The following is a 22,811-nucleotide window of genomic DNA, read 5'->3' as shown; positions in this document are numbered from 1 at the left end:
ACGGGCGGTGGCGAAGGCGCGGCAGCAATTTGGCGCGGCGTGTCGTGTGATCAAGCTGATTCTCCGACTATTTTGCCGGTATTTGTGCCGGTCCGGCGCGGCGTCGATGCCATATCGATATTTCTTTCGAACATATATTCAATTATTCGGCTCGTGGCCGGAACTGAGCGCACGCCAGCGCGCCAGCATCCCCTCCGGAACCTCCTCGGCGGTCAGTGCGTAGACCAGGTGGTCGCGCCAGTCGCCGTCGATGTGGAGATATCGCGGGCGGATTCCCTCCGAGCGGAAGCCGAGCTTTTCCACCACCCGGCGGCTCGGGCCGTTCTCCGGACGGATGCAGACCTCGATCCGGTGCAGCCCCATGGTGCGGAAACAGTGGTCCACCGAAAGCGCCACGGCGGTCGGCATGATGCCCCGGCCGGCCACCGCCTCGTCGATCCAGTAACCGACGTTCGCCGCGCACATCGAGCCCCAGGTGATCCCGCCGACCGTCAACTGCCCCACCATCTGGCCCTTGTGGACCACGACGAAGGGCAGCATCCGGCCGGCCGCCGCCTCGTTGCGCAGGAAGCGGACCATCTGCCGGTACGTCGGGCGGGGGCCGGCGGCCTGACCGGCCGGTCCCGGGGGGACGGTGGCCTCCCAGCGGCGCAGCCAGTCGCGGTTGCGGCGGCTGATGTCCTGCCACTCGCCCTGGTCGCGGCGCCGGATCGGGCGCAGCACGACCTCGCCCTCCTGGAGCTCCACCGGCCAGCCGGCGCCGGCGTTCAGTGCGCTCTCCCCGAGTCCGAGTCGGAGTCGGAGTCGGAGTCGGAGGCCGAGTCCGAGTCCGGGGCGTCGGGCCGGGGGTGGTCCCCGCCGCGCAGCTGGTCCACGGCGTGGGCGAGCAGCGGTTCCAGGACGGCCAGTCCGTCCCTGACGCCGCCGGTCGAGCCCGGCAGGTTGACGATCAGGGTGCGCCCGGCGAGCCCGGCGAGCCCGCGGGAGAGCGCCGAGGTGGGCACCCGGTCGCGGCCGTACGCGCGGACGGACTCGGCGATGCCGGGGACCTCGCGGTCGATCACCCGGGCGGTCATCTCGGGGGTGAGGTCCATCGGCGAGATGCCGGTGCCGCCGGTGGTCAGCACCACGTCGTAACCGGCCGCGACGGCCTCGCGCAGCACGGCCTCCACCGGTTCGCCGTCCGGGACGACGCGGGGGCCGTCGGCGGCGAAGCCCATCGCGGTCAGACCGGCGACCAGCAGCGGGCCGCCCTTGTCCTCGTACACCCCGGCCGAGGCGCGGTTGGAGACGGTGACCGCAAGTGCCTTCACGCCTCCACCTCCGGGGCGAACCAGTCGCCGCTCTTGCCGCCGGTCTTGCTCAGGACCCGGACGGACTCGATGGTGGCGCCCTTGTCCACGGCCTTGACCATGTCGATGACGGTCAGCGCGGCCACAGTCACCGAGGTCAGCGCCTCCATCTCGACGCCGGTGCGGTCGGCGGTCCTCACGGTGGCGGTGATCTCGACGGCGTCGTCGGCCACGGCGAGGTCGACCTTGACGCCGGAGACGGCGATCGGGTGGCAGAGCGGGATCAGGTCGGGGGTGCGCTTGGCGCCCATGATCCCAGCGATGCGGGCCACGGCGAGGGCGTCGCCCTTGGGCACGCCCTCGCCGCGCAACAGCTCGACCACCTTCGGGGAGACCCTGACCCGCCCGGCCGCGACGGCGGTGCGCGCGGTGGTGGCCTTCTCGGACACGTCGACCATCCGGGCCGCGCCCTGCTCGTCGACGTGGGTCAGGCGGTCGCCTGGGGGCGGTGTCGTCACGGAGAACTCCAGGGGCGCGCGGGCGGAATACCGCGCTACCGTACAGCGCCGTGACCGCCCGCTCGCCTCCGGGCGCTCAGGAGTCGAGCAACACCACGTCGACCTCGCTGCCGGCGGGCAGGTCGGTGACGGCCTCGGGGACGGTGATCAGGCAGTCGGCCCGGGCGAGGGCCCCGACCAGGTGGGAGTCGGCGCCGCCGACCGGACGGACGGTGCCCTCCGCGGGCGAGTAGGCGCCGCGCAGGAACTGGCGGCGGCCGGCCGGGGAGCGCAGCGCCACGGGGCACAGGGCGCGCACCACCGGGCGGTGCACGTCGGAGGCGCCGAGCATGGTGCGGATGACCGGGCGGACGAACAACTCGAAGGAGATGTACGCGCTCACCGGGTTGCCGGGCAGGGCGAGCAGCGGCACCCCGGTGCGCCCGCCGATCCGGCCGAAGCCCTGCGGCTTGCCGGGCTGCATCCGCAGGCGCCGGAAGTCCACTCCCCCGTAGGACTCGAAGACCTCCTTGACCACGTCGTACGCGCCGACGCTGACGCCGCCGCTGGTGACGATCAGGTCGGCGCGGCCGAGCTGGTCCTCCAGGACGGCGCGCAGCACCCCGGCGTCGTCGGGGACGGCGCCGACGCGGAAGGCGATGGCGCCGGCCTCCTGGGCGGCCGCGGTGAGGGTGAAGCTGTTGGAGTCGGTGATCCGGCCGGGGCCGAGGGGCTCGCCGGGCTGGACCAGCTCGCTGCCGGTGGACAGCACCACGACCCTCGGGCGCGGGCGGACCTTGACGGTGGCCCGGCCGATCGCGGCGAGCAGGCCGAGCTGGGCGGGGCCGAGCCGGGTACCGGCGCTCAGGACGGTCTCGCCGGCGGTGACGTCGCTGCCGCGGCGGCGGATGTGCGCGCCCTCGGCGACCGGGCGCAGCACCCGGACCTCCTCGCCTTCCACGGGGGCGGTCATCGCGGCGGCGGGCGTGCCGGTGCCGGTGCCGCCGTCCGTCCACTCGACGGGGGCGACGGCCTGGGCGCCGGGCGGCAGGGGGGCGCCGGTCATGATCCGGGCGGCCTGGCCGGGGCCGACCTTGGGCAGCTCGCCCGCCCCGGCGGCGATGTCGCCGACCACCGAGAGCACCGAGGGATAGGTGTCGGTGGCGCCGGTGGTGTCGGCGGTGCGCAGGGCGTAGCCGTCCATCGAGCTGTTGTCGAAGGGCGGCAGGTCCCCGCCCGCGCGGACGTCCTCCTCCAGGCGGCAGCCCTGGGCGTCCAGGAGCTGGAGCTCGATGGGCGGCAGGGGGCCGATCGCGGCGAGGACGTCGGTGAGGTGCTCGTCGACGCTCCACAGGCGAGGAGCCGCCGGTGCCCGGTCCCCGGAGGCGTCACAGCAGGCGGAAGGCGTGGTGTGGTGCTGCGGGGACCCGGTCATCGGCGGCTCACTCTTTCTGTCGGGGTGTCAGTCCTGCAGTTCGGTGGCGACGAAGCCGCGCAGCCAGGAGCGGAACTCCGGGCCGAGGTCCTCGCGCTCGGCGGCGAGGCGGACGATGGCGCGCAGGTAGTCGGCGCGGTCGCCGGTGTCGTAGCGGCGGCCCTTGAAGAGGACGCCGTGGACCTTGCCGCCCTCGGCGGCGTCGCGGGTGGTGAGCTCACGCAGGGCGTCGGTGAGCTGGATCTCGCCGCCGCGGCCGGGCTTGGTCTCGCGCAGCACGTCGAAGACCAGCGGGTCGAGGACGTAGCGGCCGATGACGGCGTAGTTGGAGGGGGCCTCGCCCGGCTCGGGCTTCTCGACCAGGTCGGTGACCTCGAAGACGTCCTCGCCGAAGCCGTTGGCCTTGACGGCGGCGCAGCCGTAGAGGTGGATCTGGGAGGGCTCGACCTCCATAAGGGCGACGACGGAGCCGCCGAACTCCTGCTGGACCTCGATCATGCGGGAGAGCAGCGGGTCGCGCGGGTCGATCAGGTCGTCGCCGAGCAGGACGGCGAAGGGCTGACCGGCGACGTGCTGCTCCGCGACGGAGACGGCGTGGCCGAGGCCCTTCGGGTCGCCCTGGCGGACGTAGTGCATGTTGGCCAGCTCGACGGACTCCCGGACGCGGCGCAGGCGGTCCTCGTCGCCCTTGCGGACGAGCAGCTCCTCCAGCTCGTAGGCGCGGTCGAAGTGGTCCTCCAGTGCGCGCTTGTTGCGGCCGGTGACCATGAGTATGTCGGACAGGCCCGCGGCGGAAGCCTCCTCGACCACGTACTGGATGGCCGGCTTGTCGACGACCGGCAGCATCTCCTTCGGCGTCGCTTTGGTGGCCGGGAGGAAGCGGGTGCCCAGGCCGGCCGCGGGGACCACGGCCTTGGTGACCGGAATTCGGGAGCTGGTCGTCGTCATGCGTTTACCTTACTCAGGCATGTTTTCACCCGGCCGGGCGCGGTCGCCCCACTAGGGCAGCAGGTCGCGGGGCCCGGCCACGGTGGCAGGCGAATGGGAGGCGACGGGCGGGGCGAGGGGCTCCCGTCCGGCACAGGCGGACAGACTACCCGCCTTTCCCGAACGGTTACGTTCGGGAGTCGGGCCGCCCTCCGCGGCGGGAGCGGCCCGGTCGGTCGTACTCCTCCAGCAGTCGCCCCCGGCGGCGCGGGCCGCGGCGAGGGCCCGGTCGGCGGCCCGCAGCAGGACGGCGGCGTGGGTGCCGTCCTCGGGCAGGACGGCGACGCCGACGGCGGCGGTCAGGCCGTTGCCGTGCGCGGGGCGGGGCTCGCGCGGGCCGGAGGACCAGTCGAGCAGCAGGTGGCGGCGCACGGACCAGACGAGCCGCTCGGCGACCTGGGCGGCGCCCTCGGCCCCGGTGTCCGGCAGGACGACCAGGAACTCCTCACCGCTGTAGCGGCCGAGGGTGTCGGCGCGGCGGATCTCCATCGCGAGGCGCTGGGCGAGGTCGCGCAGCACGGCGCCCGCCCGGGCGCGGCCGTGCTCGGCGACGACGGCGTCGAACCCGGCGATCTCCAGCAGCAGGACGGCCAACGGGCGCGGGCCCTCGCCCTGTTCGCTGTGCTCGGCGCGGCGGGAGCGTTCGATCTCGCGGTCCAGGGTGAGCTGCAGGTGGCGGTAGTTCCAGACGCCGGTGAGCGGGTCGCAGGAGGCGGTGCGTTCCAGTTCGGCGCAGCGGGCCTCCAGTTCGGCGGTCCGCTCGTTCAGCCGGGCCTCCCGGGCGGACGCCCCGGCGGTGCGGCGGCGCAGCCTGAGCCCGAGCACGGTGGTGCCGGCCAGGGAGGGGACGCTCAGGGCGGCCAGCGCCTGGACCAGCAGCGGCGTGGACAATCGCGGGGGCCTTTCCCGTGACAGGCTCGGCGGACGTGGAGGGTGCGTGACGTGGAGGATCTGATGCACAACGAGAAGAGCGGCCTGAGGACACGGCTCCTGGCCGAGCGTCGCGCCCTGTCGGCCGAGGAGCGGGAGGCGGCGGCCCGGGGGCTGGCCGGGCACGCCGGGGAGTTGGCGGAGCCGGGGGCCACCGTGGCGGCGTACGTCTCGGTGGGCGCGGAGCCGGGGACGCGGCCGCTGCTGGACGCGCTGCGCTCGCGCGGGGTGCGGGTGCTGCTGCCCGTCCTGCTGCCGGACAACGACCTGGACTGGGCCGAGTACGCGGGGCCGCAGGCACTGGAGCCGGCCGGGCGGGGGCTGCTGGAGCCGTCGGGGCCGAGGCTGGGACCGGAGGCGGTGACGGGGGCGTCGGTGGTGCTGCTGCCGGGGCTGGCGGTGGACCGGCAGGGGCTGCGGCTGGGGCGCGGCGGGGGCAGCTACGACCGGGTGCTGGCGCGGCTGGAGCGGGCGGGGGCGCGGCCGGTGCTGGCGGTGCTGCTGTACGGGTCGGAGCTGCTGGAGCGGGTGCCGGCGGAGGGGCACGACCGGGCGGTGGACCTGGCGGTGACGCCGGGCGGGGTGCACCGGCTGGGGTGAGAGGGCCGGGGTGAGAGGGCTGCGGTGAGAAAGCTGCGGTGAGAAGGCTGCGGCCCCGCTCCCCCGGAGGGGAGCGGGGCCGCGTCGGTCGGCGGGTCAGCCGTTGGTCAGCACCAGCTTGTGCTTGGTGGCCTTCTCGACCGCGTCCGGGCTGTACGCCCAGGTCAGCAGCTTGCCCTTGAGCCAGAGGTCGGTCTGGTCGTTGTAGTTGGCGTGGAAGGCGTGGCCGGAGGCGCCGCCGACGTTGATCCAGCGCGAGGAGTTGAGGTCGCCCAGGTCGACGACCATGCGCATCGAGGGGATCCAGTCGACCTGGTAGCCGGCCGCCGCGTTCCAGCCCGCCGCGTCGACGGCGGCCGAGCCGCCGGAGAGGCGGTACGGACCCCGGTTGAGCAGCTTGTGGACGACGCCGGAGGCGATCGAGGAGTCGTCGGTGCCCATGGTCTGCTCGCGCAGCTCCAGCTTGTGCAGCCGGCCCCAGCTCCAGGTGGAGACGTCCTTGCTCAGGCGGGTGGTGAGGTCCTGGCGGGCGTTCTTCATGGCCTCCTTGAGGAGGTTGTCCAGGCCCTTCTGCTCCTTGTGCTCGGAGTCGATGTACGTCCACCAGGTGCTGTCGGGCTTGTCGAGCTGCTGGCGCACGACCTCCGTCCAGCGGTCGCCGCCGTCCGGCTGGGCCTTGCCCGGGGCGCGGGTGCCGCACTCGGTGACGATCTTGGCGGGGCTGTCCGGCTTGGTCGGGTCGTCCTGGCGGCGGGCGAGCAGGCAGTTGTCCTTGGCGCGCAGGTCGGCCGGGAACTTCTGGCCGAAGGCGAGGCTGAGCAGGTTGCGCCAGACGCCGTTGTAGTAGGCGGCGGCGGCCGAGTCGGCGTCCTGGTGGTAGTTCCAGTCCTTGAGCAGGTCCTGGGCCTCGCGCACGTACGGGTCGTCGATCTGCTGCTTGAGCAGCATCGGGACGAGGGTCTTGGCCATGATGCTGGTGTTGTCCAGCTGGAGGGTCTGCAGGTCGTCCGGCGAGATCTTGCCGTTGTTCTTGAGCAGGCCCTCGATCTGGTCGGTGATCTCCTTGGCCCGCGTGCCGTACTCCCAGTCCTTGGTGAGGAGGGGCTTGTAACCCTGGTCCACCACGGCCTGGTTGGCGGTGACGATGTAGCCGGCGGCCGGATCGAGGCTGTACGGAAGGGCGTTGAAGGGGATCGAGCCCTTCCACTGGTAGGCGGAGTCCCAGCCGGGGGCGGGCATGGTGCCGTCGCCCTTGCCGCGGACCGGGATGTCGCCGGGGGCCTGGTAGCCGATGTGCTTGGCGTCGGCGTAGATCAGGTTCTGCGCGGGGACGGCGAAGTCCTTGGCGGCGTTGCGGAACTCGTCCCAGTTCTTGGCCCGGTCGAGCTCGAAGACGGCGTCCATGGTCCTGCCGGGGTTGAGCGCCGTCCACTGGAGGGCGACGCCGTAGCCGCTGGTGCCGCGGTCGGGGGCGGAGGGGCCGTTGGGGGCGTACTTGCCGACGTTCTGCTGCTCGGTGCTCTGGTCGGAGATGAGCGGGGCGCCGGTCCTGGTGGTGCGGACGGTGATGGTGCGGTCGTCCCCGCCGGCGACCTTGATGGTCTCCTTGCGGAGGTCGAACTTCTCGTCCTTGCCGTCGACCTGGTAGGTGTCCGGGCCGGTGACCTTCTCCAGGAAGAGGTCGGTGACGTCGGCGCCGAGGTTGGTGAAGCCCCAGGCGATGTCCTTGTTGTGACCGATCACCACGCCGGGCATGCCGGCGAACGTGAAGCCGGTGACGTCGTACTGGCAGGCCGGGGAGGCCGTGCGGCAGTGCAGGCCCATCTGGTACCAGACCGAGGGCAGGCCCGGGCCGAGGTGGGGGTCGTTGGCCAGCAGCGGCTTGCCGGTGGTGGTGCGGGAGCCCGCGACGACCCAGGAGTTGGAGCCGATGCCCTGGCCGGGGCGGCCGAGCAGCTGCGGCATCTTGTCCACGCGGTCGGTGACGCCCTGGAGCAGCGCCTTGGTGGTGGCGGCGCCCTGGGTGGTGGCACCGGTCTGCGGGGCGCCGGGCTGCGGGGCGCCGTCCGCGGGGCGGTAGGTGTCGCCGACGACGGTGCCGGTCTTCACGATGGTGCCGTTGCGGGCGTACGGGTACTCCGGGTACAGCTCGGCGATCTTGTCCGGGCCGAAGTCCTGGGCCAGCAGCGAGCGGTCGACCTCCTCCTGGAGGTTGCCGGAGAGGTTCCAGGCCATCGCCTTGAGCCAGGCGACGGAGTCCACCGGGGACCACTGCTCGGGCTTGTAGTCGCCGTTGACGACGCCGAGCAGCGAGTACTCCAGGGACGCCTTCTCGCCGCCGGGGTGCTCGGAGAGCCAGGCGTTGACGCCGTCCGCGTACGCCTGAAGGTTCTTCTTGGTGTCGGCGGACAGCTTGGTGTCGAACTCCTTCTGCGCCACCTGCCGCCAGCCCATGGTGCGGATGAACGAGTCGGTGTCGACCTGGGAGTCGCCGAACATCTCGGAGAGGCGGCCGGCGGTGATGTGCCGGCGCACGTCCATCTCCCAGAAGCGGTCCTGGGCCTGGACGTAGCCCTGGGCCCGGAAGAGGTCCTCGGAGGTGTCGGCGTACAGCTGCGGGATGCCGTTGGCGTCGCGCTTGACGTCGACCGGCGCGCTCAGGCCCCCGACCTTCACACTGCCGTCGACCTCCGGGAAGGAGGCACGGACCGCGGTGACCCCGCGGTAGCCGCCGTAGCCGACTCCGGCCACCAGCAGCACGACCAGCACGATCACGATCAGACGGGCGCGCCGGAACTTCTTCGAGCGGGGCATCTGGGTCCTTGCGGTCCTGACTTCGGGGCGGGCGGGCGTGTCCAGGGCCTGCGGCCGTGACAGGGCACCACATTAGGCCGAGTCGGCCGGGCTCCGTGAATGGGGGACCAAGCTAAAGATATGGCAAAATGTTAGACTGAGTAACGATCCGCAAGGGGAGCATTGACGACTTCTTAACGGGGCGCCCCGCGGCGACCTCGGCGGATCGCCCGCGGCCCCCTTCGACGGGCCGCACCACAGCACCACCAGACACCCCGTCCGCCCATGCCTGCCCGAGGTGCCACTGCGTGAACGTCTCCCATCTGAACCAGCTGCTCCTCGAGTCCTCCGTGATCCTGCTGTTCGCGGTGGTCGCCGTGCGGTTCTCCACCCGATCAGGACTGCCCAGTCTGCTGATCTACCTGGGGATCGGAGTCGCGCTGGGCCAGAACGGGATCGGCGTCACCTTCAACAACGCCGAGCTCACCCAGGTACTCGGCTACGCGGCCCTGGTCGTGATCCTGGCCGAGGGCGGCCTCAAGACGAACTGGCGCGAGGTCAAGCCGGTGATGCCGGCGGCCACCGTGCTCGCCACGCTCGGCGTCGGGGTCAGCGTGTTCGTCACCGCCGCAGGGGCGCACTGGCTGGTCGGCCTGGAGTGGCGGACCTCACTGCTGCTGGGCGCCATAGTCTCCTCCACCGACGCCGCGGCAGTGTTCTCCGTGCTGCGGATGGTCCCGCTGCCGCAGCGGCTCACCGGACTGCTCGAGGCCGAGTCCGGCTTCAACGACGCGCCCGTGGTCATCCTGGTCGTCGCCTTCGCCACCGCCGGGGAGATGGACTCCTGGTACCTCCTGCTCGGCACGATCTTCGCCGAGCTGGCGATCGGCGCCGTCGTCGGCCTCGCCGTCGGCAAGCTCGGCGCCTACGCCGTCAAGCACGTCGCCCTGCCCTCCTCCGGCCTGTACCCGATCGCCGTGATGGCGCTGACCGTGCTCGCGTACGCGGGCGGCGCGCTGCTGCACGGCTCCGGCTTCCTCGCCGTCTACATCTGCGCGGTGGTCCTCGGGAACTCCAAGCTGCCGCACGGCCCGGCCGTGCGCGGCTTCGCGGACGGGCTGGCCTGGATCGGGCAGATCGGGATGTTCGTGCTGCTCGGGCTGCTGTCCGTGCCCGAGAGCATGGGCTCGGCGATACTCCCGGCGCTGGTGATCGGCGCGGTGCTGGTCTTCCTGGCGCGGCCGCTGTCGGTGTTCCTCACACTCACCCCGTTCAAGGTGCCCGTCCGCGAGCAGGCGCTGCTGAGCTGGGCCGGGCTGCGCGGCGCGGTTCCCATCGTGCTGGCCACCATCCCGGTGGTCTCGGGCGCGCACCGGGCGGAGGACGTGTTCAACATCGTCTTCATCCTGGTCGTCGTCTTCACCCTGCTCCAGGGGCCGACCCTGCCGTGGGTGGCCAAGCGGCTGCGGATCGGCGAGGGCGCGATGGGCCAGGACCTCGACATCGAGTCCGCGCCGCTGGAGAAGCTGCACGGGCACCTGCTCTCCGTCACGCTCTCGCCGGACTCGAAGATGTCCGGGGTGGAGATCAGCGAGCTGCGGCTGCCCAAGGGGGCGGCGGTCACGCTGGTCGTGCGGGAGGGGAGCTCATTCGTGCCGGACAAGGCGACCATGCTGCGCGGCGGGGACGAGCTGCTGGTGGTCACCACCGACGAGGTCGGCGAGGCGGCGGAGCGGCGGCTGCGGGCCGTGGACAAGGGCGGCAAGCTCGCGGGGTGGCTGAACGGGCGGTGACGCCCAGGGCGTGAGCCGAAGGACACGCCCTGGCCCTCGGCCGGCCCGGCTCCTGTTCAGGTGTTCGTCGACGGGGCCGGGTCGCCCGACCTGGCAGGTCTACGCGCGTAACTGTATGCTGGGAGGGATCTTACGTACACGACAACCGCTAGACCACACCCAGCATCTGTCTGAAGCAGAGTTGGCGCGACCGCTCGGCGGCCGCGGTCCGGACCCCCGCCCACCAGGCCGGGCCGACCCGGTATCTACCCCGGTCGACGCGCGAGAGGACGACTCTCGGCGCCGTCGGGGCTCTTTCATGCCCTGCCGCGCTACCAGGCAGCAGGAAGGACCGACCGTGACGGCCACCCGAACGGTCGACGACCCCACCACCGCGCCCGCGGCTCCCCAGGCCACCTCGGCCCCCGCCGCGCCCGCCGCCCCGGCCCGCGTCGGGTACGGCGAGCTGCTGCGCACCCCGGGCGCCTGGAGGTTCCTGACCCCCGCGCTCGTCGCCCGGCTCCCCTACGCCATGCTCAGCATGGGCATCCTGCTGCTGGTCACGCAGACCCACGGCTCGTACGGCACCGCCGGTACCGTCACCGCCGTCGCCGCCGTGGCGCAGGCGCTGATCGGGCCGCAGACCGGGCGGCTGGCCGACCGGTACGGCCAGGCCGCGGTGCTGGTGCCGGCCGTCCTGGTGCACGCGGCCTCGGTGGGCCTGCTGATCGCGCTGGCGCTCGGCCACGCCCCGGCCTGGAGCCTGTTCCTGGCCGCCGTCCCGGCCGGCGGCAGCGTGCCGCAGGTCGGCGCGATGGTCCGGGCCCGGTGGGTTGCCACCTTCGGCGCGGAGGGCGCGACCGATGCCTCGGCCGCCAAGGTCTCCACCGCCTTCGCCTTCGAGTCCGTGACGGACGAGTTCACCTTCGTGATCGGCCCGATCCTGGCCTCCGGCATCGCGGCCTTCGCCAACCCGGCCGCCGCGCTGATCGCCGAAGCCTCGCTGACGCTGGTCGGCGGCCTGGCCTTCGCCGCCCAGCGGCGCACCGCCCCCGCCCGGATCGTCCCCGAGCCCGGGGTGCGGCGCGCCTCCGCGCTGGCCTCCCCGGGCGTGCGGCTGCTGGCCGGGGCCTTCCTCGGGGTCGGCACGGTGTTCGGCGGCATGCAGGTCTCGGTCAACGCCTTCGCCGACTCCGTCGGGCAGCACGACGCCGGCGGCACCGTGTACGGGATCTTCGCCGGCGGCTCGATGCTGGCCGGTGTGCTGTACGGCGTGATCGCCTGGCGGCAGCCGGTGGCACAGCGGATGGTCGCCAGCTACTCGATGCTGGTGCTGGGCGCCTCGGTGCTGTGGGCGATGCCCAACCTCGTCGCGCTGACCGTGGCCGGGCTGGTCTGCGGCCTGGCCATCGCCCCGACCCTGATCAGCGGCTACACCCTGGTCGAGTCACTGGTCCCGGACGGCGCGAAGACGGAAGCCTTCACCTGGCTGACCGGCGCGATCGGGCTGGGGCTGGCGGTCGGCTCGATGGTGGCCGGCAAGCTGATCGACGGGCACGGGCCCTCGGTCGGGTTCCTGGTGCCGGTGATCGGCGCCGGGCTGGGGCTGGCGGCGCTGGTGTCGATGCGGCACCTGCTGAGCCCGGGCTCCGCGCGGCCCCGCCGAATCCTTGTGCGGGCCCATCTCACACCGGAGTCGCTGGACTGATCCCGCGGAATACCGCATCATTGACCATCGTTAGCACTCATCAGGCGAGAGTGCCAGGAGGAAGACAAGTGCCCACGTACCAGTACCAGTGCACCGAGTGCGGCAACGGCCTGGAGGCGGTGCAGAAGTTCACCGACGAGGCGCTGACCACGTGCCCCGACTGCCAGGGACGGCTCCGCAAGGTCTTCTCCGCGGTGGGCGTCGTGTTCAAGGGCTCCGGTTTCTACCGGACCGACAGCCGCTCGTCCTCGAGCAGCTCGGTGGGGTCGTCGTCGTCGTCCGCTTCGACGCCGTCCACCTCGTCCTCGACCTCCACCTCGTCGACGAGCTCCTCGACCTCCGCGCCCTCCTCGCCGGCTCCGGCCGCGAGCTGAGGACTTCGGGAAGACTTCGAAAGGCCCGTTCACCCCGCTTCGTACGGGGTGGACGGGCCTTTTTGCGTATCGGGTTCATCCGGGTTCCATGCCTTCGGGGCGGCGGATTACCCCGTTCGGGGGGATGAGGTTTCGGGTGGGGGCGGGTTGTCCACAGGCGGTGGGAAAAGGCTGTCGCCGGACGGGATTCGCGCGCATCGTGTGGGCACCAGCGAGTCCCCGTACGAAGCCGTACGGGTTCGCACGAATCCGTCGAGTCCGGAGGTGCCCCCGTGACCGCCATGAGCTTCACCGTCCCCCTGCCCGCCCCCGCCGTGCCACCCCGGCGGGAGGTGCCGAGCTTTCCGCCGATCCGGCGGGGCTGCGGCGGCCGGCACCGCTGGCGCAGCGTCGTACGGACTCGGGGCTGCGTGCCCGCGCTGGTGCTGCTCGCGGTGGCGGCGGCGCTCGCCTCCGGGGCGGCGCGGGCCGGTCTGCCGCCGCCCGCGGGCGGTGAGGTGGGCCGAACGGGTTGTCAATCTGCGGCTTCCGAAGATCACCCGTGACGCGGGAACGACTTCGTCGTTCGAGGCGGCATGAAAGGCTTCAAGGAATTCCTGCTGCGTGGAAACGTCGTCGAGCTCGCCGTCGCCGTGGTCATCGGCGCCGCATTCACCAACATCGTCAACGCCTTCGTCAAGGGCGTGATCAATCCGATCGTCGGTGTGTTCGGGACGAAGGACCTCGCGTCCTACAGTTCCTGCCTCAAGGGGCCCTGCGAGATGAGCGCCACCGGGGAGGTCACGCACGGAATCCTCATCCTGTGGGGGTCGGTGCTCAGTGCCGCGCTGTCGTTCCTCATCACCGCGGCCGTCGTCTACTTCGCCCTGATCATTCCCATGAACCGCATGGCCGCCAAGCGCAAGAGCGTCGCCGAGGTGGCGGCCGAGGCCGAGGCCAAGGAGGTCCAACTGCTCACCGAGATCCGGGACGCGCTGGTCGCGCAGCGCTGACCGCTCCCCTGCTCCTCGCCTTCAGCCGCCGTGGTGGGGCGGGCGCTGGCTCAGGTACCAGTCCAGCCCCCGCCCGCTGCTCTCCCCCGCACCGGGGCGGCCGCCCCAGCCGGCGTCGGTGTCGTCCCGGGAGGGCTGGTCCAGCGGGTCGCCGAAGATCAGGCGGGCCTTGGCCTTGGCCTGCGCCTCCTGGTCCGTTTCCGGTTCCTGTCCCTGTTCGCTCACGCTGTTCTCCCCGTGGTCGTCCCTGCCTGCTGTCCTTCCAGCCTAAGAGTTCCGCGGCGTGCCGCGGCCCCGGTGCGGAGCGCTCCGTACCGGGGCCGGCGGGAAGGACCTGTCAGGCGGCTTCGAAGCCCGCGTGGTCGGCGATCTTCTTGAGCTCGGCCAGGGCGTGCTTCTCGATCTGGCGGATGCGCTCGCGCGTGAGGCCGTGCTGCTTGCCCACCTCGGTGAGGGTGCGCTCGCGGCCGTCCTCCATCCCGTAGCGGGAGCGGATGATCGAGGCGGTGCGGTCGTCCAGCCGGCCGATGAGGTCGTCCAGTTCCTCGCGGCGCAGCATGACCATCACGGCGTCCTCGGGAGAGGTGGCGCCGGTGTCCTCGACGAGGTCGCCGAACTGGGTCTCGCCCTCGTCGTCGACCGCCATGTTGAGGCTGACCGGGTCCCGGGCCCAGTCCAGCACGTCCTTGATCCGGGCCTCGGTGGTGTCCAGTTCGGCCGCGATCTCGGCCGGCTCGGCCTCGCGGCCCAGTTCCTTGGACTTCTCGCGCTGCACCCGGCGGATGCGGCCGAGCTCCTCGACCAGGTGGACGGGCAGGCGGATCGTGCGGGACTGGTCGGCGATCGAGCGGGTGATCGCCTGCCGGATCCACCACGTCGCGTAGGTGGAGAACTTGAAGCCCTTGGCGTAGTCGAACTTCTCGACCGCGCGGACCAGGCCCGCGTTGCCCTCCTGGATGAGGTCCAGCAGCGGGAGGCCGCTGCGCGGGTACCGGCGGGCGACCGCCACCACGAGACGGAGGTTGGAACGGATGAAGACGTCCTTGGCGCGCTCGGCGTCCGCGGCTATCGTCTCGAGCTCCTCGCGCGTGACGCCGCTGGGGAGTTCGCCCCCGTCCAGCAGGTGCTGGGCGTACACGCCGGCCTCGATCCGAAGCGAGAGCTCGACCTCCTCGGCGGCATCGAGCAGGGGCGTCCTGGCGATCTCGTCGAGGTACATGCCGACAAGGTCGCGGTCGGCTTCGAAGTTGGTCGGGCGGGCCGCGCGAGTCCGGTCGGCCCTGTCGCGAACGACGGCACGGGTGGCCATGCTTGCTCCCTTTGCTGGTGTTGCCGAGGTCTGCCTGCCTGCCCCGGGAGGACAAGAAGTGTGGGCCCTCGGGCCCTCACACGTAACGATCCAACGAACAGAATCCGGACAACATTCCCAAGTCACTCAGATTCTTCCGCGTCATGGAGTATCCTGCCGGTTTTCCCCGCATCCATGGCGTTCGGCGACCGAACAGGCACCCTCTGCGACCGTCGCCGCGGCGGGAGTTCGGCCCGCGCGACGGACGCGCGGCCCTCTTCCGGTGAACCCCGGCAGGGGCGCGTACGTTCCCGTGCGCCCCGGTTTCCGCCCGCGCCCACACCCCGGCGTCCGCAGGTCCTCCCCAGAACCGATGCCGAATCGCTATCACCCGGGCCCCTGTGGAGGTCAGGACACTGGGAAGGTGTCAGACATGCACCTGACCAACAGCTGGACGTCCGTCACCGCGCGTCACCGCCGCCTCCTGCGGGACGCGGCGCTCGCGCTGGGATGTACCGGGCTGTTCGGCCTCCTGGCGGCCCTGGTGACCGGGCACTGGCACCCGCTCGAGCGCTTCGACCAGGTCTGGTCCGGGGAGTTGCACGTCTACGCCCGGGACCACCGGATCTGGACGGCCGCGGTGCAGACGCTCTCCGACATCGGCGGCACGGTGACGATGCGCGTCCTGCTCGCCATCGCGGCGGGCTGGCTCTGGCTGGTCGGCGCCCGGGTGCTGGCGGGCTGGGTGGCCGCGTGCGCGCTGGCCGGCTGGGGCGCCCAGTGGGCGCTCAAGGCGGCCGTCGACCGGCGGCGGCCCTCCTTCAACGACCCGGTCTCGCACGCCGACGGCTCCTCCTTCCCGTCCGGGCACGCGATGGCCTCGGCGATCACCTGCGCGGTGCTGGTGGGCCTGCTCTGGTACCGGGTCCAGCGGCGGGGGCGGATCGCCGCGTGCTCCGTGGCCGGTGCGACGGTGCTGACCATCGGCTGGACCAGGATCGCGCTCGGGGTGCACTGGCCCAGCGACGTGGTGGCCGGCTGGCTGGCGGCGGGGATCGTGCTCGGCGCCGTCACCGCCCTCACCGAGCTCTGGCGGCCCCGGGCGCTGGCCCGGGACGTACGGAAGGTCAACTGGCTGACCAGGCCCAGGGTCCAGCGGGTCTTCGCACCGCCCGTCGGGCAACCGCTGGGCGAGGACGACCGGTTCGACGGGTCGGTGCGTTAGAAGGACTGCCGGGCGGGGTTGTTGCGCGGACACCTCTGACGCGGGAGCCCGGGAACGGCTGGAGCCCGGCGGGGTCCGCCGGGCTCCGGTGTGTCGTCGTCTTCTTCCCCCGTGACCGGGTGGGTCACCTGGGCGCCAACCCGTCCAGTACCGCGTCGACCAGTTCCGCCGGGTCCAGCTCCGAGTAGCTCGGATCGGTCGGGTCCGCCCCCGAGGACCGGAACGAGCGGATCAGCACCGGTCCGAGGAGCAGGTCCATCGCGAGGCGCAGGTTCGCGTCCTTGCGGATCGACCCCTCGGCCACTCCCTGCTGGAGGACCTGGAGGACGATGTCCCGCCGGGGGGCGATGGCCTGGTTGACGTACTGGCGGTAGAGCTCCGGATGGAGGTCGGCCACCCCGTACAGACGGGGCACCAGCCGGAGGTACCGCGGGTCGTCGTGCATCTGCTGCATGCCCTTGACGCATTCCAGCAGGGCCTCGCGCAGGTCCGTCGAGGTCGGGAGTCCGGGCATCTCGCCCCGGAGCGAACAGATCGCGGCGACCAGGAGTTCGTCCTTGGTCTTCCATCGCCGGTAGATGGTGGTCTTGGCGACGGCCGCACGAGTCGCTACGGTCTCCATCGAGAGGACTTCCGAGCCGACCTCGGCGAGCAGGGAGAGCGTGGCGTCGAGGATCGCCCGCTCGGCCTCCTCACTCCGAGGCCGGCCCGCACGGACCTTGGTGGTTCGCTGGGTTGACGCACTCGTGGTTGGGATGGTGGGGCCTCCTATTCGGTGCGAGGATTCCGACTGGGCATTGCCAGGAAGACCGCCACCGCGCCGAGGAGCGCGATCCCGCCGGCGACGATCGACGTGACGTGCATCGACGAGATGAAGGCGTCCTGGGCCTTGTCGAACAGCCCGTGCAGATTGGCGAGCGCGGACTGGGGAACGCTACCCGACTGTACCTGGGCGACCAGTCGTTCGGCCTCGGTTCCGGTTCCGACGATCGACTCGGCCGCGTTGTGCCGCATGGACTCCGGGAAGGCCGCGTCGACGGCGTCGGTGATCTCGTCGCGGTAGGCGGCCGAGAGGACCGAGCCGAGGGCCGCGATGCCGAGCGCGCCGGCCATCTGCCGGACGGTGTTGGTGACGGCCGAGCCGGCGCCGGCCTTGGTGACCGGGACGGCGGACATGGCGAGCGAGGTGGCCGGGGCGAACACGTTGCCCATGCCCAGGCCGAAGATCAGGCTGAAGAAGACCATGTACCAGACGGTGGTGTCCTGGTCGACGACCACCCAGGCGATCAGCGAGACGCCCATCAGGGCCAGACCGGAGGAGACCGGGCCGCGGTGGCCGAACTTGGCCGTCAGGCCGGAACTCTTGCCCGCGCCGATCATCATGCCGACGGCGACCGGCACCGCGAACAGGCCCGCCTTGAGGGCGTCGTAGCCGCGGGCGGCCTGCCAGTAGTAGGCCATGAAGACCAGGGCGCCCATCAGCGCGAACATGGTCACGGACAGGGCCAGGGTGCCGCTGGAGAAGAGCCGGTTGCGGAACAGGTTGACGTCCAGGGCCGGCGCGGAGCTGCGCGTCTGCATCCAGACGAAGAGCGCGAGGACGGCGACGCCCGCGGCCACGGGGGCCAGGACGCCCGCCGAGAACCAGTCGTTGGTCTCGCCGCCCTTGATGATCCCGTAGACCACGCCGATGACGCCCGCGGTGCTGAGGACGACGCCGAGCGGGTCGAGCCGGCTGGGCTTCGGGTCACGCGACTCGGGCACGACCATGAGCACCGCGACGGCGCCGACGATCACGACCGGGATGTTGACCAGGAAGAGCGAGCCCCACCAGAAGCCCTTGAGCAGCGCACCGCCGGTGACGGGGCCGATGGCGATGGCGATGCCGGAGAACGAGGACCAGATCGCGATCGCCTTGCCGCGCTCGCTCGGCGGGAAGACGTTCTGGATGATCGAGAGCGTCTGGGGCTGGACCATCGCGGCGCCCAGGCCCATCCCGGCGCGGGCCAGGATCAGCGGCACGGACTCGGAGGACATCGCGGCAACCACCGAGGTGACGCCGAACAGGACCAGACCGATGATCAGCAGCAGCTTGCGGCCGAAGCGGTCGCCGAGGACGCCGAAGGTGAACATCAGCCCGGCGAAGATCAGGATGTAGGAGTCGAGCACCCACTCCATCTCGCTCTGCGTGGCGTTCAGGTCGTGCTGGATGGTGCGAAGACCGACGTTGAGGATCGTGTTGTCGATGAGGATCACCAGCAGGCTGGTGACGAGAACGCCGAGGATCAGCCAACGGCGCGGATGCCCAGCCTGGGGCTGGACTTCGGGGATCGTGGTCTGTGTCATGGCCCTGGACTGTAGGGGATTTCGATACGCAACGGGAGCGTATCGCTATGATCCTGATTTGTGATCCGCGTCACACTCTTCGGTGCTGACGCGCGAGGGCGCGCGGGGGCCGCACGCGTGGCCGGTCGGGGCTGTCCGACAGCCCCGACCGGCCACTCGCGAAACGCCCGGAATTCACCGGCCGGGCGCGCCGGATTCACCTCACTCCGGCCAGTTCGCGATTCGCTCCGATGAATTCGGCGATCGTCGGGATGATCGCCAGCGCGTGGTCGTTCAGGAAGAAGTGACCGCCCGGGAAAACCCGCCGGGAGAAATCCCCGGAGGTGTGTTCCGACCAGGCCGCCGCCTCCGGATCCGTGACATGGGGATCGGCGTCACCGGTGAGCACCAGAATGGGCGCCTGAACGGAATCCGCGCCCGGCCGGGAACGGTAGAGTTCCGCCGCCTTGTAGTCGCTGCGGATGTACGGAAGGATCATCGCGAGAATTTCCGGATCGCGGAGCATCTTCGGATCCGTCCCGCTCAGCCGCTCCAGGTCCCGGATCAGCGCCCGGTCGTCCAGCAGGTGCACCCGCTCCTCGCGGTGGCGCGAGGGCGCCCGCCGGCCGGAGGCGACCACGCCCCGCACCTCGATGCCCGCCCGCTCCAGCCGCACGGCCGTCTCGAAGGCGAGGGAGGCGCCCAGGCTGTGGCCGAAGAGCGTGAACGGCCTGTCCGCCCAGGGCTCCAGCTCGCGCACCAGGAGGTCGGCGAGCTCGTGCACGTCCTCCACGCAGGGCTCGCCCGAGCGGTCCTGGCGGCCCGGGTACTGCACCGCCAGCACGTCCACCGAGGTCGGCATCGCCCGGGCGACCGGCAGGAAGTACCCCGCCGAGCCGCCCGCGTGCGACAGGCAGACCAGCTGCGAGGGCGCCGCCGGAGCCGGCTGGAAACGCCGGATCCACAGATTGCTCCGGTCGCGGGCCGTTGACTCGTACATTCTGATTCCCGTCCTCTCCGACGATTCCGGTCGTTAGCATTCAAGCGGCGGCGGCCCCCGGGCTGCCACCCGCAGAACCCCCCTCATGGCCACCCCGACACCCCTACCCGGCAATAGGGGTGCCCCCTGCCCGCAGGCCGCCCCGCCCGGCGCGCAAAGGGCCCGCGGGCGCCGCATTAGGGGGCCGTCGGGGGTTGAGCCGGAATTGCGCGAATGGCTAGGGTCGGCGCGTCCCGCCCGCTGCCCTGCGCGGGAATTCACCGGGCCGTCCGTTCTTCACGACGAGGAGAAAGACGTTCGCATGTCCACGAACGAGGAAAAGCTCCGGGAATACCTGAGGCGGACCACCACGGCCCTGCACCAGGCGCAGCAGCGGCTCACCGAACTGGCCGAGCGGGAACAGGAGCCGATCGCGATCGTCGGCATGGCCTGCCGCTACCCCGGGGACGTCTCCTCCCCCGAGGACCTGTGGCGCCTGGTCGCCGAAGGCACGGACGCCATCGGCGAGTTCCCCGAGGACCGCGGCTGGCCCGTGGCCGACCTGTACGACCCGGACCCGCGGGCCAGTGGCAGGACGTACTCGACGCTCGGCGGATTCCTGTACGGCGCGGGCGAGTTCGACGCCGGGTTCTTCGGCCTGCCGCCGCGCGAGGCCGTGGCGGTCGACCCGCAGCAGCGGCTGCTGCTGGAGACCTCCTGGGAGGCGTTCGAGCGGGCCGGGATCGTGCCCGACACCCTGCGCGGGGAGCGGGTCGGCGTCTTCACCGGCGTCATGTACCAGGACTACGCCTACAGTTGCACCCCCACACCGACCGAGGTCGAGGGCCTGATCGGGATCGGCAGCGCCGGTAGCGTCGCCTCCGGCCGCCTCTCCTACACCTTCGGCTTCGAGGGCCCGGCGATCACCGTGGACACCGCCTGCTCCTCCTCCCTCGTCACCCTCCACCTCGCCGCCCAGTCGCTGCGGCGCGGCGAGTGCACCCTGGCCCTCGCCGGCGGGGCCACGGTGATGGCCACTCCGGGCGTCTTCGTCGAGTTCAGCCGCCAGCGCGGCCTCGCCCCGGACGGGCGCTGCAAGGCGTTCGCGCAGTCCGCGGACGGCACCGGCTGGTCCGAGGGCGTCGGGCTGCTGGTGCTGGAGCGCCTCTCCGACGCCCGGGCCAACGGGCACCCCGTCCTCGCCCTGATCCGCGGCTCGGCCGTCAACCAGGACGGCGCCAGCAACGGCATGACCGCCCCCAACGGCCCCTCCCAGGAGCGCGTCATCCGCCAGGCCCTCGCCGAGGCGGGCCTCTCCCCCGCCGAGGTCGACGCCGTCGAGGCGCACGGCACCGGCACGGCGCTCGGCGACCCGATCGAGGCGCAGGCGCTGCTGGCCGTCTACGGGCAGGAGCGCGAGGAGCCGCTCTGGCTGGGCTCGCTGAAGTCCAACATCGGGCACGCGCAGGCCGCGGCCGGCGTCGGCGGGGTCATCAAGACCGTGCAGGCGCTCCGGCACGGCGTGCTGCCGCGGACCCTGCACGTGGACGAGCCCACCCGGCACGTGGACTGGACGGCGGGCTCGGTACGGCTGCTCACCGAGCAGCGGGAGTGGCCGGCTGTGGACCGGCCGCGCCGGGCGGCGGTGTCCTCCTTCGGGATCAGCGGCACCAACGCCCACGTCATCCTCGAACAGGCCGAACAGGCCGAACAGGCCGAACCGCGGGCCGGTGAGAGCGCCGAACTCCCCGGTGGACGGGCCGGGTTGGTGCCGCTGGCGCTGAGCGCCCGCAGCCCCCGGGCGCTGCGCGGGCAGGCCCAGCGGCTGCACGCCCACCTCGTCGCCCGTCCGGAGGCCGACCCGGGCGCGGTGGCCGCCGCCCTGCTCGCCGGCCGGACCGGCTTCGAGCACCGCGCCGTCGTCCTCGGCGCCGGCCGGGAGGCGACGGTGGCCGGGCTCGCCGCGCTGGCCTCCGGGGGCGGCGACCCCTCCGTGGTGCAGGGCCGCGCCGCCGCGCCGGGGCCGATCGCCGTCCTGTTCACCGGGCAGGGCGCCCAGCGGGTGGGCATGGGACGGGAGTTGTGCGAGCGCTTCCCGGTGTTCGCGGCCGCCTTCGAGGAGGTGTGCGCGGCCTTCGACCCGCTGCTGGGGCGCTCGCTGCGCGAACTGTGCTTCGAGGCTTCCGACTCGGACGACCTGGACCGGACGCAGTACACCCAGCCGGCGCTGTTCGCCGTCGAGGTGGCGCTCTACCGGCTGCTGGAGGACTTCGGCGTCCGCCCCGACTACCTGCTCGGGCACTCCATCGGCGAGCTGGCCGCCGCCCACGTCGCCGGAGTGTTCGACCTGGCGGACGCGGCCGTGCTGGTCACCGCCCGCGCCCGGCTGATGCAGAGCGTGCCCGCCGGCGGCGCCATGGTCGCCGTCCAGGCCGGGGAGGAGGAGGTGCTCGCCGCGCTGCGGCCGTACGGCGACCGGGTCTGTGTCGCCGCCGTCAACGGCCCCGCCGCCGTCGTCCTCTCGGGCGACGAGGACGCCGTCACCGAGGTGGCCGCCGCACTGGCCGCCACCGGCCGGCGCACCAAGCGCCTCCAGGTCGGCCACGCCTTCCACTCCGCCCACATGGACCCGGTGCTCGCCGAGTTCGCGGCCGTCGCCGAGCGGATCACCTACCGGGAGCCCGCCGTCCCCGTGGTCTCCGACGTCACCGGCGCGCTCGCCGAGCCCGGGCGGCTCACCGACCCCAAGTACTGGGTGGGCCAGATCCGCGAGGCCGTCCGCTTCGCCGACGGCGTCGCCGCGCTGCGGGCCGAGGGCGTCGGCGTCTTCGTCGAGGTCGGGCCGGACGCGATCCTCACCGCGATGGCCCGCGAGAGCCTCGCCGCCCACACCGCCGACGCCACCGTGCTCCCCGCGCTGCGCCGCGACCGGCCCGAGGCCACCGCCCTGCTCGGCGCGCTCGCCGGGCTGTACGTCGGCGGCCACCGCGTCGACCTGGCCCGCGCCGTCGCCGCCGACCCGGCCGCACCGGGCGAGCTGCCGACGTACGCGTTCCAGCGCAAGCGCTACTGGCTGGAGGCCACCGGGGAGGCGCCCGCGGCCGCCGCCCGGGTCGGCACCGTCGAGGGCCGGTTCTGGCAGGCCGTCGACACCGGGGACGGCGCCGAGCTGCTCGCCCTGCTCGGCGGCGCCACCGAGCACCAGGAGCCCCTGGACCGGCTGCTGCCGCTGCTCACCGCCTGGTGGCACGAGCAGCGCCCCGCCGGTACCGAGGACGTGGAGGAGGAGGCGGAGAGCGCGCCCACCCTCCTCGAGCGGCTGCGCGGACTGGACGAGGCCGCCCTCGTCGAGGAGCTGTGCCGCTTCGTGCGCGACGAGTGCGCCGGCGCCCTCGGCCACAGCTCCGGCGCGGAGATCGAGCCCGACGCCGACTTCCTCGACCTCGGCTTCACCTCGCTGTCCGCCGTCGACTTCGGAAACCGGCTGCGCGACGAGACCGGTCTGGAGCTGTCCCTCAGCGCCGTCTACGAGTACCCGACTCCCCTGGCTCTGGCCGAGTTCCTGGCCGCCGAGCTGCTGACCACCGCTCCCGAACTCTCCTGAAGCTGGATGG

18 protein-coding genes and 1 pseudogene are annotated in these 22,811 nt (G+C 72.3%); 7 read left to right on the top strand and 12 right to left on the bottom strand.

Annotated features, from left to right (window positions below):
* Window positions 1-138: 138 nt before the first annotated feature.
* From IH61_RS0118715 to IH61_RS0118690, 6 genes are all read right to left on the bottom strand, one after another.
* Window positions 139-747, bottom strand: coding sequence for a GNAT family N-acetyltransferase (locus tag IH61_RS0118715; protein ID WP_031071171.1), 609 nt, complete (start codon window positions 745-747; stop codon window positions 139-141).
* Between the two features lie 20 nt (window positions 748-767).
* Window positions 768-1,313, bottom strand: a complete 546-nt coding sequence (locus IH61_RS0118710; RefSeq protein WP_078911217.1) for a MogA/MoaB family molybdenum cofactor biosynthesis protein — start codon at window positions 1,311-1,313, stop codon at window positions 768-770.
* Entirely contained in the window at window positions 1,310-1,750 is a 441-nt protein-coding gene (gene moaC / locus IH61_RS0118705) for a cyclic pyranopterin monophosphate synthase MoaC (RefSeq protein WP_051837402.1), read from the bottom strand. The genes IH61_RS0118710 and moaC overlap by 4 nt, the downstream gene beginning before the upstream one ends.
* 136 nt (window positions 1,751-1,886) lie before the next feature.
* Window positions 1,887-3,224, bottom strand: a complete 1,338-nt coding sequence (gene glp, locus IH61_RS0118700; protein WP_031071165.1) for a gephyrin-like molybdotransferase Glp — start codon at window positions 3,222-3,224, stop codon at window positions 1,887-1,889.
* Window positions 3,225-3,251: 27 nt separating this feature from the next.
* Window positions 3,252-4,172 carry a UTP--glucose-1-phosphate uridylyltransferase GalU gene (galU, locus tag IH61_RS0118695; RefSeq protein WP_031071164.1) on the bottom strand — a complete coding sequence of 307 codons (921 nt, stop codon included), beginning with the start codon at window positions 4,170-4,172 and terminating at the stop codon, window positions 3,252-3,254.
* 51 nt (window positions 4,173-4,223) lie between these two features.
* A complete protein-coding gene (locus IH61_RS0118690; protein ID WP_051837381.1) occupies window positions 4,224-5,102 on the bottom strand; it encodes a GGDEF domain-containing protein in 879 nt (292 codons plus the stop codon).
* A 63-nt stretch (window positions 5,103-5,165) separates the two neighbouring features.
* Here IH61_RS0118690 and IH61_RS0118685 point away from each other — a divergent pair, with 63 nt between their 5' ends.
* The gene (locus tag IH61_RS0118685; RefSeq protein WP_031071161.1) at window positions 5,166-5,741 is read left to right on the top strand and encodes a 5-formyltetrahydrofolate cyclo-ligase; all 576 of its coding nucleotides are present in this window, start codon (window positions 5,166-5,168) and stop codon (window positions 5,739-5,741) included.
* Window positions 5,742-5,837: 96 nt separating this feature from the next.
* Here the strand turns inward: IH61_RS0118685 and IH61_RS0118680 are convergent, their stop codons facing one another.
* Window positions 5,838-8,555 (bottom strand): penicillin acylase family protein, encoded by a 2,718-nt coding sequence (locus tag IH61_RS0118680; RefSeq protein WP_031071159.1) that lies wholly within the window; start codon window positions 8,553-8,555, stop codon window positions 5,838-5,840.
* Window positions 8,556-8,842: 287 nt separating this feature from the next.
* Here IH61_RS0118680 and IH61_RS0118675 point away from each other — a divergent pair, with 287 nt between their 5' ends.
* The 4 genes from IH61_RS0118675 to mscL all read left to right on the top strand — a co-directional run bounded on the left by IH61_RS0118675 (window position 8,843) and on the right by mscL (window position 13,380).
* Window positions 8,843-10,327, top strand: coding sequence for a potassium/proton antiporter (locus tag IH61_RS0118675; protein WP_031071157.1), 1,485 nt, complete (start codon window positions 8,843-8,845; stop codon window positions 10,325-10,327).
* A gap of 337 nt (window positions 10,328-10,664) precedes the next feature.
* Window positions 10,665-12,014 (top strand): MFS transporter, encoded by a 1,350-nt coding sequence (locus IH61_RS0118670; protein ID WP_420713954.1) that lies wholly within the window; start codon window positions 10,665-10,667, stop codon window positions 12,012-12,014.
* Window positions 12,015-12,082: 68 nt separating this feature from the next.
* Window positions 12,083-12,388 (top strand): FmdB family zinc ribbon protein, encoded by a 306-nt coding sequence (locus IH61_RS44645; RefSeq protein WP_078911215.1) that lies wholly within the window; start codon window positions 12,083-12,085, stop codon window positions 12,386-12,388.
* A gap of 575 nt (window positions 12,389-12,963) precedes the next feature.
* Window positions 12,964-13,380 (top strand): large conductance mechanosensitive channel protein MscL, encoded by a 417-nt coding sequence (mscL, locus tag IH61_RS0118660; RefSeq protein ID WP_031071153.1) that lies wholly within the window; start codon window positions 12,964-12,966, stop codon window positions 13,378-13,380.
* A 21-nt stretch (window positions 13,381-13,401) separates the two neighbouring features.
* On the opposite strand, the gene IH61_RS0118655 is transcribed toward mscL, so the two are convergent.
* Complete coding sequence (locus tag IH61_RS0118655; RefSeq protein ID WP_037972993.1) at window positions 13,402-13,605, bottom strand: hypothetical protein; 204 nt, start codon at window positions 13,603-13,605, stop codon at window positions 13,402-13,404.
* 112 nt (window positions 13,606-13,717) lie between these two features.
* Complete coding sequence (locus IH61_RS0118650; RefSeq protein ID WP_031071149.1) at window positions 13,718-14,689, bottom strand: sigma-70 family RNA polymerase sigma factor; 972 nt, start codon at window positions 14,687-14,689, stop codon at window positions 13,718-13,720.
* A gap of 412 nt (window positions 14,690-15,101) precedes the next feature.
* Here IH61_RS0118650 and IH61_RS47015 point away from each other — a divergent pair, with 412 nt between their 5' ends.
* Window positions 15,102-15,893: a phosphatase PAP2 family protein gene (locus IH61_RS47015; RefSeq protein WP_051837379.1), complete on the top strand. Its 792-nt coding sequence runs from the start codon at window positions 15,102-15,104 to the stop codon at window positions 15,891-15,893.
* A 124-nt stretch (window positions 15,894-16,017) separates the two neighbouring features.
* On the opposite strand, the gene IH61_RS0118640 is transcribed toward IH61_RS47015, so the two are convergent.
* The 3 genes from IH61_RS0118640 to IH61_RS0118630 all read right to left on the bottom strand — a co-directional run bounded on the left by IH61_RS0118640 (window position 16,018) and on the right by IH61_RS0118630 (window position 19,218).
* Entirely contained in the window at window positions 16,018-16,569 is a 552-nt protein-coding gene (locus IH61_RS0118640; RefSeq protein WP_267884032.1) for a TetR/AcrR family transcriptional regulator, read from the bottom strand.
* A 92-nt stretch (window positions 16,570-16,661) separates the two neighbouring features.
* Window positions 16,662-18,239: an MFS transporter gene (locus tag IH61_RS0118635; protein ID WP_031071142.1), complete on the bottom strand. Its 1,578-nt coding sequence runs from the start codon at window positions 18,237-18,239 to the stop codon at window positions 16,662-16,664.
* Window positions 18,240-18,435: 196 nt separating this feature from the next.
* Window positions 18,436-19,218 (bottom strand): thioesterase II family protein, encoded by a 783-nt coding sequence (locus IH61_RS0118630; protein WP_031071141.1) that lies wholly within the window; start codon window positions 19,216-19,218, stop codon window positions 18,436-18,438.
* A 343-nt stretch (window positions 19,219-19,561) separates the two neighbouring features.
* On the opposite strand from IH61_RS0118630, the pseudogene IH61_RS49970 reads away from it, so the two are divergent.
* Window positions 19,562-22,801 (top strand): annotated as a pseudogene (locus IH61_RS49970) (type I polyketide synthase); the annotation flags it as partial.
* Between the last annotated feature and the right edge of the window lie 10 nt (window positions 22,802-22,811).

Source organism: Streptomyces sp. NRRL WC-3742 (assembly GCF_000720635.1).
Lineage (GTDB): Bacteria > Actinomycetota > Actinomycetes > Streptomycetales > Streptomycetaceae > Kitasatospora.
Note: the sequence above shows the minus strand (reverse complement) of the source record. Positions and strands in the feature narration are given on the sequence as shown.